We start from the raw sequence: 14,325 nt of genomic DNA, 5'->3' as shown, positions 1-14,325 counted from the left end.
TAAAAGGAGGTTCCTGATTCGAACCTCCTCTCTGCATGCCTAAGGTTTGGCAAGCAGCGTGTTCGCCATGAAAGACAGTAAGGCGGTCGATTGAGGGTAGGCTGCACGGTTCTCGGTAACCTCGCGATCAAACCGCCAGTTCATGATGTAAACCACAGGCGCATTGGGATATTGGTTAATAAAATCCCAATACAGTTGAATTTGCGCATGCAGTTGCTGGTCGTTCATTCCTAACGATGCCGTGGAAGGCGGTACCAACACCCACTTTTGTCCGGCTGCGCTTATCGGCGCCAGGCGGTTGTAGGTACTCCACATATCCGCCACCGACCAGTTGTAGTTATCCACCCCAACCCAATCGGGCGTGCTTTTTACGTTGGCCGGACACGCGGTCGCAGGCGCGCCCTGCTGTATTTCACGGATCCATTCGGCGTTGTTGGCATGCCGGTAGGACAAGATGGTGTAGATGGGGATCGCGACGCCATACTGCTGCATGGCCTGCCGCAGGGTGCAAACATAGCTTGAATATTGGTAAGCGTCGTATTTCCCCGCGGTCTGTAACGCGGGAACGTCGAACGGCTCATCGATAAAATAAATGGCACCGGGCTTATGTTTGGCTTCGGCGATCTTTTTCACCGCCGTCCAAATGGCGTTCCAGGAACCCGCGGCCTGACAACTGCCGTTCGAGTCTGCGCCAGGGCAGATATCGATAAACGGCGATCCCGAGACCGCACCCGAACCAGCCTGAATGTTCACGGCGCAGGTGCCACCGGCGCAAACGGGCAGATTGAGGCTTGCCAACGTGTGCACCACGTTCAGATTGGTCATACTGAAGCCGGTGCCGGTAATCGCCTTAAGCGCCTCTGTGGCGCTGAAAGACGGCGTGGCAGTTTCATAAAAGTCCAGCCAGTCATAGCCGTAATACTTGATATTGGCGTTGGGGCCCGCCGCCAGAGCGTTGGCGCCGATCAGGCACCAGCACAGCAGTGCAAAACGTTTCAGCATACTCTTCTCCTTCAAACCCTCGTCGATGTTAGCCAAAGGTGGGCGGCAAACGGCGCCGACCACCGGAAACACCATCGTGACACCGGCTATCGACGATGGCCCGCCGTCTGTGTTGTGCCGCTGCAGAACGAACGCTGAGTCAAGTTTGAGGAATACGTCGCGTCGGTTTTCTTGCCGAACGGCGAGGAGATGCGGGTAAAAAAAGGATCGTAGAAGAGCCAGGCGGAGACCGGCGGGAATCAAGCCTCATAATATAAACCGCCGGCTATCGGCCATTAACTCTCGGCCAGGCGGTACACCGGGACCTTGCGCGTCGTGCCGGTCAGGGTGTCGAAGATCTCGGTTTCCGCCGTCACGATCGCCATGCCGGTTTTTCTTAGCCTGCGCACCTCGGCGGCAATGCGCTGGATGCCGAACCAGAACAATCCATCCAGCGCCGTTACCGGCAGCCCCTGCTCCAGCGCCAGCTTGAGCCGCTCACGCGGCGCTTTGAGCGCCTTGGCGATTTCCCGGTAAGGCAGCGCGTCCACGCCCGACGCCGAGGTTCGATGAATACGGGTCGACAGGCTGTACTGAAAGGCCTCCGGCACGCCGCTCAAATCGCTTTTCAGGCTGTAGACACAGCCGAAACGCTTGCCGTTGAACACCACATTTTTTTGACTTATCGACAGCTCATCGCGCAGGCCGGCGATCAGCTGCGGCGCCCGCACCAGCAATAAGCGAAACGGCAATTCGAAACTGGTCACATAGTCCACGTTGAGCAGCGCAATGCGCAGACGCTCTTCCGCCCCGGCCTGCGTCTCGCGGCACTCGTTCAGCACCTCACGCCACTGGTGCGCAAGGCGCGGGGCCTCATCCAGCGGCGCGAAATGGTATTTCTCGATGTGATAGTCGATTTTCTCGTTCATGTCCGTTGGCCCCCGCGTCAGTCATCTTTGCCAACAGCAAATTACCTTACCCGCGGGCAACAGTACAACACCGCATGACTCACCTGGCGCGGTAAAAAACCGGCGTTAACTCCGGCAGGTACCCAAAGTTCAAGATTAGTCGTGCAACAGCAGCGATATCTCTTCCGCGGCCGAGCGCAATAAAGGCAAGTGGTGCTGATACAAACGCTCTGCGGAAACCTGGCTGGCATGCACACCGACGTTCAACGCCGCGGCGATACGGCCGTCCGGCGTGGTGAGCGGCACCGCCAGTGAACGCAGGCCAATCTCCAGTTCCTGATCGTTGATGGCATATCCCTGCTGACGCACGCGCGCCAGCTCTTCCCGCAATGCGCTAACGCTCACCAGGGTATGGCTGGTGTAACGCAGTTGCGTCAGCCGCGCCAAATAGTCATTCAACGGCTCATTGGCGAGCCCGCTCAGCAGAACCCGCCCCATCGACGTCGTGCTGGCAGGTAAGCGACTGCCGACGTGCAAATCGATGGTCATGATCCGCGAAGTCGATGCGCGGGCGATATAAAGAATGTCATCACCGTCCAATATGGCCATGGAACAGGACTCATTGAGCGTCTGGCTGAGTTGCCTCAACACCGGTTGCGCGGCGTTGGCCAACGGCGAAGCCGCCAGCCAGTTATGGCCCAGCGACAAGACGCGCGGGCGCAGCTCATAATTCTTGCCGTCTTCCGCGTACACAAAGCCCAGCTTACTCAGGGTGTAAAGGCAGCGGCGCACCGCCGCGCGCGGAATGCCGGTACGCTGGCTAATCTGCGATACCGACATCAGCCGCCGCTGCGGCGTAAAAGCCTGCAGGACTTCCAATCCTCGCGCCAAAGAGGCCATAAAGTCGGGATCCCCCTTCCAGGGATCGGTGCTGCTGCGCGTAATTTCCTGTCCTTTTTCCATTCTCGTTACCCCGCTGTCTGCCTGAAATTTCGGTGTGCCGACGATCACAGCCTGCGAACCTTTGTTAAACAATAGCCGATAATCGCACACTTTTTCGATAATCGGTATTGTTTGCCTGAAAGGGACGATCTACTTTTCCCATTGACGATAGACACTCCCCCGGCGGGCATCGAACAAAAGGAACAACAGATGATCGATAAAAGTGTGGCCACCCTGGAAGATGCCGTGTCCATCATTCCGGACGGCGCGAGCATCATGATTGGCGGCTTTGGCCCCGCGGGACAGCCGCTGGAACTGATCGATGCGCTGATTGAACGCGGTGCTCGCGAGCTGACGGTAATCAGCAATAACGCCGGCAACGGCGACAGCGGCCTCGCGGCGCTGCTCAAGACCGGCTGTGTGCGAAAGATGATTTGCTCCTTCCCGCGCCAGGCCGATTCGTGGGTCTTCGACGATCTTTATCGCCGCGGCGCGATCGAACTGGAACTGGTGCCGCAGGGCAACCTGGCGGCCCGCATGCAGGCCGCCGGCAGCGGGTTGGGCGGCATTTTCACCCCAACCGCCTTTGGCACGCCGCTGGCGCAAGGCAAAGAAACGCGTGAAATCGACGGGCGTCATTACGTGTTTGAAACGCCCTTAAAGGCGGATTTCGCCTTGATAAAGGCCCATCGGGGTGACCGCTGGGGCAATCTGGTTTACCGCAAAGCGGCGCGTAATTTTGGCCCGGTGATGGCGATGGCCGCCGCCACGACGATAGCGCAGGTGGCTGAATTGGTGCCGTTGGGCGCACTGGATCCGGAAAACGTGATAACGCCGGGCATCTTCGTCCAGCGCCTGGTGGCGGTGGCGCGCCCCGCGACCTTTTCCCTCTCTGCCTGAGGAGTACAACATGCAAAAATTAACCCGCGACCAATTAGCCCAACGGGTGGCGCGCGATATTCCGGAAGGCGCCTACGTCAACCTCGGAATCGGGCTGCCGACCCGCATCGCTAACTACCTGCCCGCCGACAAAGAAGTGATTCTGCACAGCGAAAACGGCCTGCTCGGCATGGGGCCATCACCCGCGCCGGGCGAAGAAGATCCGGAACTCATCAACGCCGGCAAAGAGCTGGTGACCTTGCTGCCCGGCGGCAGTTATTTCCATCACGCCGACTCTTTTACCATGATGCGCGGCGGCCATCTCGATATCTGCGTGATGGGGGCGTATCAGGTCTCGGCTGCCGGCGATCTGGCCAACTGGAGCACCGGCGCCGAAGACGCGATCCCGGCAGTGGGCGGCGCCATGGATCTGGCCATCGGCGCGCGCAAAGTCTATGTGATGATGGACTACCTGACCAAGACCGGCGAATGCAAGCTGGTGGAACAGTGCAGCTACCCGTTGACCGGGTTGGCCTGCGTTAGCCGCATCTATTCGGATATGGCAATCCTTGATATCACCCCGGACGGCCCGCAGGTGCTGGAGCTGTGTCCGGGGCTCACCTTTGACGCGCTGCAAGCGTTAACCCCGATACGTTTACTGCAATCTGACCTGATCCCCGCTTGAGGAAATCGCCATGCAACAGGCTTTAATCTGCGATGCCGTTCGTACGCCCTTTGGCCGTTACGGCGGCGCATTATCCGCGCTGCGCGCCGACGATTTGGCCGCTCTGCCCCTGAAGGCGCTGCTTGCCAGGCTGCCGCAGCTGGATCCCCAGGCCATTGATGACGTTATTCTGGGGTGCGCCAACCAGGCCGGTGAAGACAACCGCAACGTGGCGCGAATGGCGCTGCTGCTGGCCGGATTGCCGCACTCCGTGCCGGGCACCACCCTCAATCGCCTGTGCGGTTCGGGATTGGACGCGGTAGGGATGGCGGCGCGCGCCATTAAATGCGGCGAAGCGGAGGTCATCATCGCGGGCGGCGTGGAAAGCATGTCGCGCGCGCCCTTTGTCACCGGCAAAGCGGACAGCGCCTTCAGCCGATCGCTGAAAATGGAAGATACGACGATGGGATGGCGCTTTATCAATCCGCAAATGCGCGCTCAGTTCGGTGTCGAAACCATGCCTGAAACCGCCGAAAATGTGGCTCGCGAATTCGCCGTCAGCCGCGCCGATCAAGACGCCTTTGCATTGCGCAGCCAACAACGCACCGCCCGCGCTCAGGAACTGGGCCTGTTTGATGAGGAACTGATCGCCGTCAGCATTCCGCAACGCAAAGGCGAACCGCTCAACTTGGTTCGCGACGAACATCCCCGCAGCACCTCTTTGGCCGCGCTGTCCGCACTGAAGGGCGTCGTACACGCCGAGGGGAGCGTCACCGCCGGCAACGCCTCGGGCATCAACGACGGGGCCAGCGCCCTGCTCATTGCCAGCGAACGCGCGGCGGTGCAGTATGGACTCGCCCCGCTGGCGCGGGTGGTCGCCATGTCCGCCTGCGGCGTAGAGCCGCGCATCATGGGTTACGGGCCGGTTCCCGCGGTCCGCAAGGTACTGGCGCAAACCGGTTTGAGCCTGGCGCAAATGGACGTCATCGAGTTGAATGAAGCCTTTGCCGCCCAGGCGCTGGCCGTGACGCGTGCCCTGGGGTTACCGGATGATGCGGAACAGGTCAACCCTAACGGCGGCGCCATCGCGCTGGGCCATCCTCTGGGCGCATCCGGCGGCAGGCTGGCCATGACCGCCGCTTATCAGCTGCGTCGCACCGGCGGGCGCTTTGCCCTGTGCACCATGTGCGTAGGTGTTGGGCAGGGCGTCGCCTTGATTCTGGAACGGATATAACCAATGTCACTCTATAGCGCAATGTTTATGACGTCGCCATTAACGCCCTGCTTCAGCGATACGGCCCTGCTACAGGGCATGCTCGATTTCGAAGCCGGCCTGGCGCAAGCCCTGGCATCTGCAGGGATTATCGATGACGAGTCGGCTCGAATCATACGCAGCCACTGCCGGGCGGAAAAACTCGACGCCGCCGCGCTGGCGCAGTCCGCCGGATTGGCGGGCAACTTAGCGATTCCGCTCGTCAAACAGTTGACGGCGCTGGTGGCTCAACGCTCGCCGGACGCGGCGCGCTTCGTTCACTGGGGGGCAACCAGTCAGGATGCGATTGACAGCGGGCTGGTGCTGCAACTGCGCAGCGCGCTCAGCCAAACCGACACGCTGCTCAATCAGTTGATTGCGGCGCTGACGGCGCAATGTCGGCGCCATAGCGCAACGTTAATGGTCGGCCGCACCTGGCTGCAACACGCGTTACCCACGACGCTGGGGCTGAAGTTGGCCGGCACGCTGGACGCCTTGCTGCGCTTTCGGGTTCGTCTGGCTGAGATCCGGCCACGCGTGCTGGCGCTGCAATTCGGCGGTGCCGCCGGCACGCTCGCCTCGTTCGGCGAGCAGGGAGAACGCGTCGAGCAGGCGCTGGCGGAAGCGCTGGCGCTGCCGCGCAGCGCCACGCCGTGGCATACCCAACGCGACCGGTTGCTGGAACTGGCCGGCTGGTATGCCGGACTCACGGGCACGCTCGGCAAGCTGGCGCGTGACATGTCGCTGTTGATGCAAACCGAGGTCGCTGAAATCAGCGAACCTTCGGCCCCGGGTCGCGGCGGCTCCTCCACCATGCCGCATAAGCGCAATCCGGTACTCTGCGCCGCCATCCTCAGCGCGGCTAACCGCTTGCCTGCGCTGATGGCGGGATTGTATGCCGGCCAGGTGCAAGAGCACGAACGCGCGCTGGGAGGCTGGCAGGCCGAGTGGCAAAGCCTGCCGCAGCTCCTGGTGCTGAGCGGAGCGGCAATGGCGCAAAGCCTTGACCTCGTTAACGGCCTGGAGGTGCATGAAGCGGCGATGCGGCGCAATCTGGCGCTGACGCAGGGGCAGATCATGGCTGAATCGGTTTCCCTGGCCTTAGCCCCGCTTCTCGGCCGCCAGCAGGCGCACCAGCATATCGCGCAATGTTGCCGCCAGGCTCAGGCAACGCAGCAATCCCTGTTAACCCTGCTGTGCGCCGATGCGGAAGTCTCTTCCCGACTCAGCCGGGAAGCTCTGGAGACGTTGCTCGATCCGGCCAATGCCACAGGCAGCGCACAGCGTTTCATTCAACAAGTTCTGGCATCGGCCGAAAAGGAGCAATGATGTTGAATTATGTCCTGGAAGGGCCCGAAAACGCCCCGGTCATTCTGTTCAGCAACTCGCTGGGGACGTCATTGGCAATGTGGCAACCGCAGCGCGACGCGCTCATCTCCCACTATCGCATTCTGCGCTACGACGTTGCCGGCCACGGCGCATCGCCGCCCGGTGAACAACCCGGATCGCTGGCGCTGCTGGGCAGACAGGTGCTGTCATTGCTGGACGCTCTGGCGATTGAGCGCGTCCATTTTTGCGGTATCTCCATGGGAGGGTTAACGGGATTATGGCTGGCGCGTTTTCATCCCGAGCGCTTGCTGACGTTGACCATCGCCAATAGCGCAGCAAAAATTGGAACGGCGGCGAATTGGCGACAACGCGCCGCGCAAGTGCGTCAGTCGGGGATGTCCGCCGTCAGCGATGGCGCAGCATCACGCTGGTTCACGCCGGCATTTTGCCAATCCGCCCCCGCCAGGGTGCAAGCATTATTGAATCAGCTGACGGCCTGCGATCCCAACAGCTATGCCGCTTGCTGCGAAGCATTGGCAAACGCCGATTTACGCGCCGAGCTGGAAGGGATCCTCGTGCCGACGCTGATTATCGCCGGACATGACGACGCGGTAACCACCGTCGATGATGCCAAAGCGTTAGTGGCGGGCATTCCCGGCGCTCAATGCGTCATCTTGCCCGCCTCTCACCTTTCCAGCGTCGAGGCCTGGCGGGCATTCAATCGCACTTTCCGGGCCTTTTTGGATGAACAGCTCACGCAGCGGCAACGCTATCAGCAAGGCATGACGGTGCGCAGAGCCGTATTGGGCGATGAGCATGTCGATAATACCCTCGCGGCGCTGTCGCCGTTCAACGAGGAATTTCAACATTTCATCACTCGCTACGCCTGGGGGGAAATGTGGACGCGTCCGGGTCTGTCGCGCCATACCCGCAGCCTGATCACCATCGCGATGTTGATCGCCCTGAATCGCGAAGCTGAACTGAAAATGCATATACGAGCCGCCTTCAACAACGGCGTCACGCGCGAAGAGCTCAAAGAAGTCCTGATGCATGCGGCGCTTTACTGCGGCCTGCCCGCCTCGAACGCCGCCTTTCATTTGGCGCAATCCGTCTTTGCCGAACACGATGCCGGGCAGCCGCCGGTCGAATAGAACAGCCGTTTATACCGGCACATCCAGTACTCTCTGACGCAGCGCTGCGACCAGGCGCTGCTGCTCAGGGGGCGTGAACGCCTCTTGCCGGGTAATGATGCCCAACGGTTCTGCCATTCCCTGAGTAGGCAACGGCAGCGCACGCAGGTGATTGCCGAACAGATCGTCGCGCACCGCGCCGTAAGGCACCAGCCAAACATAGCCATACTGCAACGTCAGGCAGCGCGCCAGCGTGACCGACAAGGTCTCGACACAGCCTTCCGGCACGGCCAGCCCGTGGCTGACAATGAGCGCCTCCGCATTCTGGCGCGGTACGGTCCCACGCGGTGAGAGCACCAATGGCCAACTCAGGGCCTCCGCCAGCGTGACATCCGCATGCAGCAGCGGATGATGGGGGGAAACCACCAGCCGCAGCGTTTCATGATACAGCAGCTCGAAATTGAGCCCCTCCATGCGAGAGGGGTCTGACATACGCCCTATCCCTAAGGTTAATTGCCCGGATCTCACCGCCATCATCAGCGCATCGTTGGCCAGCGTCGAAACCTGCATGCGCCAACCTGGCGATTGCTGCTGCAACCCCACCACGACCGGCGCGACCAAACTCACCAGCGTGGTGGGCAGCGCCCCGATATGCAGCGGCGCCGGCAGCGCCTCGCTGTCCGATGCGACCGTACGCCCCAACACATTCAGCGCATCCAAAACGCGCCCCGCATCCTGCAGGAAACGCGCCCCGGCGGCGGTCAGCTCTGCCCCCTGCCGGCTGCGCGAAAACAGGCGCTCGCCGGCCAGGCTTTCCAGTTCATTGAGCGTTTTGGAGAGGGCGGGCTGCGTGATGCCCAATTGCTGTGCGGCGCGCACCAGCGTCCCCTGCTGCGCGGTAGCGACAAAGGCGTGCAGATGACGCAGGCGGATGCGTTGGCTAAAGCGAGAAGTCATGTTCATGATTTATAGTATTAACTTGCCGCCGACGCGGCAAGCTCATTCACAGGGCAAACGGAGGTCAAATATCAAAAAAAACGGTCTCGTTCTCGCCCTGTAGCCAGATATCGAAATGGTATACCGTCTGATCACCGCGCTGCCGCCTTTGCGCCAATAACGTGCCGCGCCGTTTCTCCCATTCAATGAGGTTCAACACCGGATCTTCAGCGTTCGCCGCCTGCTCGTCGGCGAAGTAAAGACGCGTGTTCAACCCGATGTTGATGCCGCGGGCCACGATCCATAAATTGAGATGAGGCGCCATCAGCCGGCCGTCGCGCCCCATCACTCTGCCCGGTTTGATCGTCTCAAATTGCCACAGGCCGCTGGTGAAATCCGAACAGGTTCGCCCCCAGCCGCGAAAAGCGGGGTCGTCGGGTTTATCTCGTTGGCCGTCGGCGGGATGCTGATATCGTCCGGCGGCGTTGGCCTGCCAGACTTCAACCAGCGCGTCTCGCACCGGCGTGCCGGTACCGTCATAAACATGCCCTTCCACCACGATGCGTTCCCCGCGCGTTTCCGGTTGCGTCAACACATGGGTGAAATTACGCTCAAAAATGTCAAAACCGGCGGCATGCGGCGCCAAACCGATGTGCACATAAGGGCCGGCGGTTTGCGAGGCCGTTTCAGACAAATACTTTTTCATCACGCGGCTCCCTGTGTACGGTTCTCAAACCACGTGGCCCGATGGCCGCGCAGCACCAGATCGAAGCGGTAGGCCAGGCTGTCCAGCGGCACGGCGGCGTGCATATCCAGCTCGGCAATCAGCGTGCGCATCGCATCGTCGCTGCCTACCGACTGCAAGATGGGGCAACGAACGAGCAACGGATCGCCTTCGAAATACATCTGCGTGATCAACCGCTGCGCGAACGCCTCGCCGGAGAGCGAGAAGTGAATATGCGCCGGACGCCAGTCGCTGACCTGATTGCGCCAGGGGTACGGGCCCGGCTTGATGGTGCGAAAACAGTAATACCCGTTGTCGTCGGTCAGCATCCTGCCGCAGCCGCCAAAATTGGGATCGATAGGCGCCAGATACTGATCCTTCTTGTGACGATAGCGCCCTCCCGCATTGGCCTGCCATACCTCGACCAGGGCGTTGCGCACCGGCGCCCCGAAGGCATCGCGCACATATCCATGCACGATGATCCGCTCGCCGATCGGTAAGCCGTCTTTGGCGTAGTTCAGAATCAGATCGTGATCAATCGGGCCGATATCCGTTGGCGTGAACACGGGTGCGGTCAGTTCAGACAGCGAGTTTTGCAATGAAATTAATGCATTGCGCGGCGATCGCAGCACGCTGGTTTTATACAGCGGCGCCAGCGCAGGCGGGTGATGGCTGTAATCGCGATGCACCAGTTCTCGCGCCATCCAATCACTTTTCATCCCGGTATCCTTATTATTTGAGGGTACATGTCGACAGAGTGTAGGAAGCGCAATATGTAAAAGTAAAGTGAGAAAACCGATCGCTTTATATAACTAAAAGTCATGGAATGTTCTGAATTGACGAAACATTTCATTTGGTCCATAACAGGTTTCAATTCCCGTCGGTGGTCCGCCTCGCTACTGAATGGTCGCTTTCAGGTCATCCATGACCGCTTAACTGGAGGCAATGATGAAACGTTCTATCGCGACGGTCTCGGTATCGGGCTCGCTGCCGGAAAAACTGCGGGCTATCGCCGCCGCAGGCTTTGATGGCGTCGAAATTTTCGATAACGATCTGGTCTATTACCCCGGTTCACCGGCGCAAATTCGTGATCTGTGCGCCGAACTGGGCCTGGAAATTTTGCTGTTCCAGCCGTTTCGGGACTTCGAAGGCGGCCCGCGCGAAAGCCTGGCGCAGAACCTTTCACGCGCAGCGCGCAAGTTCGACGTCATGCAGCAATTGGGCTGCTCGCGCATGCTGCTCTGCAGTAATGTCTCGCCCGACAGCAGCGAAGACATGGCCACGCAAGTGAGCGATTTGCGCGCGTTGGCGGAGTTGGCCGCCGAGTATGATATTACTGTCGGTTATGAAGCGCTGGCATGGGGGCGTCACGTGAACCTGTGGCGCGACGCCTGGGCGCGGGTTAAGGCCGTAGACCATCCGGCGCTGGGGATCATTCTCGATAGTTTTCATATCCTGTCGCGCGGCGATAATCTTGACGGCCTTGATGAAGTCCCGCCCGAAAAAATTGTGTTTGTACAACTGGCGGACGCCCCGCTGCTGAAGATGGACGTGCTCGCCTGGAGCCGCCATTTCCGCTGTTTCCCCGGCCAAGGGGAGCTGAACCTGGCTCAATTCATGACTCAACTTTCCGCGCATGGCTATCGCGGCGCCTGGTCGCTGGAGATATTTAACGATGGTTTCCGCGCCTCGCCGGTGCTTCCCACGGCTCAGGACGGTTTCCGATCGTTGTTGTGGCTGGAGGAACAAACCTATGACTGGTTGGCCAAACAGCCTCTGCTGCCCAACGCCATGGCCTCGCTCATAGAACATTCATTATTTCATTCAGAAGCGCATCCCCCCTTGCTGGCGCTGGAGTTTATCGAATTTGCCGTCTCGCACAGCGATGGGCTGGCGATGGGCCAATGGCTGACGCAGTTGGGATTGGTTCACGCCGGCGAACACCGCTCCAAAAGCGTCGCCCTCTATCGCAACGGCAAAGTGAATGTCATTCTGAATGCCCAGCCGGAAAGTCAGGCCAGCGGCTATTATCACTTGCACGGCATTTCTCTTTGCGCCGTGGCGTGGCGGGTTCGCGGCGTAGCGCGTTTACTGCAACGGGCGCAAGACTACGGTTACGCCCTCTGGCAAGGAGAAACCGGCCCCAACGAGCGGCAAATTCCCGCCCTGTGCGCACCGGACGGCAGCCTGATTTATCTGGTCGAGGCGGACGAAGATCCCAAGAACGATATTTATCACACCGATTTTCATCTGACTCATCGCAGCGCGCCGCCGCCTGCACTGCAGAGCATCGATCACCTCGCGATAGCGCTGACGGACGAATCTTGCGGCAACTGGATCATGTTCCTGCGCAGCGTGCCGGGTTTTGTGCAGGACAACGAGTGGGAACTGCCCGATCCGTTGGGTTTGGTGCGCAGCCGCGTGTTGCGCAGCCCCAACGACGCCATCCGGCTGCCGCTGAATATGTCGGTGAGCCGGGAAACCCAAATCGCCCAGGCATTAACCACCTATCAGGGCGCGGGATTACAGCATGTCGCCTTTGGCTGTAATGATTTGTTCAGCGTCGTGAAAGCGGCTCAGCAGCGTGGATTAAAAACGCTGAGCATCCCCGATAACTACTATCAAGACCTCAGAGCGCGTTTCGATCTTGATCCCGTTTTCCTTTCGCAGCTGCAAGCGTTCAATGTGCTCTACGATCGAGACGAGCAAGGTGGAGAATTACTGCACGTCTATACCGTCGCCTACGAGAAAGGGCGCTTCTTCTTCGAGTTATTGGAACGTCGGGGCGGCTACCGCGGCTTCGGGGCCGCCAACGCCCCGGTTCGGCTCACCGCCATGCGTTAACCGTGCGGGCCATCAAGGCCCGCTCATTCTTTCATCTTACTGAAAAGGTTAATGATCGCGCTCACACTCTCAACCGCTTCCGGCTCAGCCATTCCCACGGCAATCCCTTTTCATAACATAAGGTTAACATTCCACCCTCACTTCCCTCTCACCTCATCGTCCGATAAACGCACATTATTTCGATAATCGACATTTATTGCCCCGCCAACGGCTGCTTATAGTGATGACACTCAACTACTGCACCGGGAGCCCCCCATGTCGGGAAACAACGCAATCAATGTTCGGGCGCTGATCGACAGCCGCCCCTTAGGGAAATGGCAAAAGATGGTCGTGCTGCTCGGCTTTTGCATCATTGCTCTGGATGGATTCGATATCGTTATCATGGGATTTATTGCGCCAGAGCTTAAGGCCGATTGGCAAATCACTAATCGCGAGCTGGGGCTGGTGATCAGCGCGGCGCTGATTGGCCTGTCGCTGGGCGCGATGCTTTCCGGGCCATTGTCAGACAGGTTCGGCCGCAAAGTGGTCATCATCAACAGCGTATTCTTTTTTGGCGTTTGGACGCTGGTGACGGCGTTTTCTCAAAATATGGAGCAGATGATGTTATTTCGCCTGCTCACCGGCTTGGGGCTGGGCGCCGCCATGCCGAATGTCGGCACCCTGGTGGCGGAATTCGCGCCTGCCCGGCGCCGCGCTTTCTTGATTACCGTGGTCTTCTGCGGCTTCACCTTTGGCGCCGCCTTGGGCGGATTCGCCGCCTCCTGGCTGATGCCACGCTTCGGCTGGCATTCCGTGCTGCTGCTCGGCGGGATCTTGCCCCTGCTGTTCGCGCCCGTGCTGATGGCGGCGTTACCCGAATCGGTGTGTTTCCTGGTGGAGAAACGGGCGAAAAACGACGGAATTCAGCGGATTTTGGCGAAACTGGCGCCCGACCTCGATCTTCGGCACAGCACCATCATATTGCCCCCGCCAAACCAGGCCTGCGCGCACCCCATCAAATTAGTGGTGAGCTCGCAGTATCGCTTCGGCAGTTTAATGCTGTGGGGATCGTATTTTTCCGCGCTGTTTCTGTTCTATACGTTGGGCAGCTGGCTGCCGTTGCTGATTAAAGACGGCGGCTTCAACGTCACGCAAGCGGCGATCATCACCGCCCTGTTTCAGGCGGGCGGCACGCTGGGCTCACTGTTTTCCGGCTGGCTGATGGACAGGTCCGAACCGCATCGCGCTTTGGCGTCCATTTATGGGATGGGGGCGCTGTTCACCCTGCTTATGGGGCCTGCGATGGGCTACCCCGTCCTGATGGGAGGCTGCGCGATGGCGATCGGATTCTGCATCGGAGGAGCCAACACCGGCATGAACGCCCTGTCGGCCAGTTTTTATCCCACCGAAGCCCGGGCTACCGGCTCCAGCTGGATGCACGGCATCGGTCGTTTGGGCGCCATATTGAGCGCGCTGGCCGGCGCTGAAATGCTGGCGCTCGGTTGGAGCTTAAGCACCATTTTCACCGTGCTGGCGCTGCCGGCGCTATTGACGGTGGCGATGATCGTCGCCAAAGGGCGCCATCAAGTTCGCCAAGCGGCAGGGCATGGGTATACGGCTTACCTTGACGCACGTTCAAATGACATGCGCTGAACGCGCGGAGTAGCCCCCGTTTGAACAGCGACGACAGGATAGCGGGAATGACATTCCCTCCCTTCCTTTCTTCGGTACAGACGCCTTCCGGCTGCAAACACGTG

General features: G+C 59.9%; 13 protein-coding genes and 1 pseudogene. 8 read left to right on the top strand and 6 right to left on the bottom strand.

Annotated features, from left to right (window positions below):
* Positions 1 to 39: 39 nt before the first annotated feature.
* The 3 genes from ACF8MC_RS00305 to ACF8MC_RS00295 form a co-directional block, all read right to left on the bottom strand.
* A complete protein-coding gene (locus tag ACF8MC_RS00305; protein ID WP_033635134.1) occupies positions 40 to 1,002 on the bottom strand; it encodes a hypothetical protein in 963 nt (320 codons plus the stop codon).
* 275 nt (positions 1,003 to 1,277) lie between these two features.
* Positions 1,278 to 1,910 carry a helix-turn-helix domain-containing protein gene (locus ACF8MC_RS00300; RefSeq protein WP_033647887.1) on the bottom strand — a complete coding sequence of 211 codons (633 nt, stop codon included), beginning with the start codon at positions 1,908 to 1,910 and terminating at the stop codon, positions 1,278 to 1,280.
* A 135-nt stretch (positions 1,911 to 2,045) separates the two neighbouring features.
* Positions 2,046 to 2,852 (bottom strand): IclR family transcriptional regulator C-terminal domain-containing protein, encoded by an 807-nt coding sequence (locus ACF8MC_RS00295; RefSeq protein WP_033635136.1) that lies wholly within the window; start codon positions 2,850 to 2,852, stop codon positions 2,046 to 2,048.
* 189 nt (positions 2,853 to 3,041) lie between these two features.
* Between ACF8MC_RS00295 and ACF8MC_RS00290 the strand changes: the two genes are divergently transcribed.
* From ACF8MC_RS00290 to pcaC, 6 genes and pseudogenes are all read left to right on the top strand, one after another.
* Positions 3,042 to 3,731, top strand: coding sequence for a 3-oxoacid CoA-transferase subunit A (locus ACF8MC_RS00290; RefSeq protein WP_033647888.1), 690 nt, complete (start codon positions 3,042 to 3,044; stop codon positions 3,729 to 3,731).
* A gap of 10 nt (positions 3,732 to 3,741) precedes the next feature.
* Positions 3,742 to 4,395, top strand: a complete 654-nt coding sequence (locus ACF8MC_RS00285; RefSeq protein WP_039565321.1) for a 3-oxoacid CoA-transferase subunit B — start codon at positions 3,742 to 3,744, stop codon at positions 4,393 to 4,395.
* Between the two features lie 10 nt (positions 4,396 to 4,405).
* Complete coding sequence (gene pcaF / locus ACF8MC_RS00280) at positions 4,406 to 5,608, top strand: 3-oxoadipyl-CoA thiolase (protein WP_033647890.1); 1,203 nt, start codon at positions 4,406 to 4,408, stop codon at positions 5,606 to 5,608.
* Positions 5,609 to 5,611: 3 nt separating this feature from the next.
* Entirely contained in the window at positions 5,612 to 6,955 is a 1,344-nt protein-coding gene (locus ACF8MC_RS00275; RefSeq protein ID WP_074027547.1) for a 3-carboxy-cis,cis-muconate cycloisomerase, read from the top strand.
* A pseudogene (gene pcaD / locus ACF8MC_RS00270) lies at positions 6,952 to 7,695 on the top strand (3-oxoadipate enol-lactonase); the annotation flags it as partial. The gene ACF8MC_RS00275 and the pseudogene pcaD, both read left to right, overlap by 4 nt.
* Positions 7,696 to 8,106, top strand: coding sequence for a 4-carboxymuconolactone decarboxylase (pcaC, locus tag ACF8MC_RS00265; RefSeq protein WP_223182120.1), 411 nt, complete (start codon positions 7,696 to 7,698; stop codon positions 8,104 to 8,106). It abuts the pseudogene before it with no gap.
* A gap of 9 nt (positions 8,107 to 8,115) precedes the next feature.
* Here the strand turns inward: pcaC and ACF8MC_RS00260 are convergent, their stop codons facing one another.
* The 3 genes from ACF8MC_RS00260 to pcaH are packed head-to-tail and all read right to left on the bottom strand — an operon-like array spanning position 8,116 to position 10,464.
* Complete coding sequence (locus ACF8MC_RS00260; RefSeq protein ID WP_033635142.1) at positions 8,116 to 9,048, bottom strand: LysR substrate-binding domain-containing protein; 933 nt, start codon at positions 9,046 to 9,048, stop codon at positions 8,116 to 8,118.
* Positions 9,049 to 9,106: 58 nt separating this feature from the next.
* On the bottom strand, positions 9,107 to 9,727 hold the full coding sequence (pcaG, locus tag ACF8MC_RS00255) for a protocatechuate 3,4-dioxygenase subunit alpha (protein WP_033635143.1): 621 nt from the start codon (positions 9,725 to 9,727) through the stop codon (positions 9,107 to 9,109).
* Positions 9,727 to 10,464, bottom strand: coding sequence for a protocatechuate 3,4-dioxygenase subunit beta (gene pcaH / locus ACF8MC_RS00250; protein ID WP_033647894.1), 738 nt, complete (start codon positions 10,462 to 10,464; stop codon positions 9,727 to 9,729). The genes pcaG and pcaH overlap by 1 nt, the downstream gene beginning before the upstream one ends.
* Positions 10,465 to 10,693: 229 nt before the next feature.
* Here pcaH and ACF8MC_RS00245 point away from each other — a divergent pair, with 229 nt between their 5' ends.
* Both ACF8MC_RS00245 and ACF8MC_RS00240 read left to right on the top strand, forming a co-directional pair.
* The gene (locus ACF8MC_RS00245) at positions 10,694 to 12,589 is read left to right on the top strand and encodes a bifunctional sugar phosphate isomerase/epimerase/4-hydroxyphenylpyruvate dioxygenase family protein (RefSeq protein ID WP_033647895.1); all 1,896 of its coding nucleotides are present in this window, start codon (positions 10,694 to 10,696) and stop codon (positions 12,587 to 12,589) included.
* Positions 12,590 to 12,844: 255 nt separating this feature from the next.
* Positions 12,845 to 14,221 carry an aromatic acid/H+ symport family MFS transporter gene (locus tag ACF8MC_RS00240; protein WP_049197318.1) on the top strand — a complete coding sequence of 459 codons (1,377 nt, stop codon included), beginning with the start codon at positions 12,845 to 12,847 and terminating at the stop codon, positions 14,219 to 14,221.
* Positions 14,222 to 14,325 lie beyond the last annotated feature (104 nt).

Origin of the sequence: Serratia sp. LACPHL-BACT-2024-00286 (assembly GCF_043109535.1) — a bacterium.
GTDB classification, from domain to species: Bacteria; Pseudomonadota; Gammaproteobacteria; order Enterobacterales; family Enterobacteriaceae; genus Serratia; species Serratia sarumanii.
The sequence above is the reverse complement of the archived record's forward strand: the minus strand, read 5'-3'. Positions and strand labels throughout refer to the sequence as shown.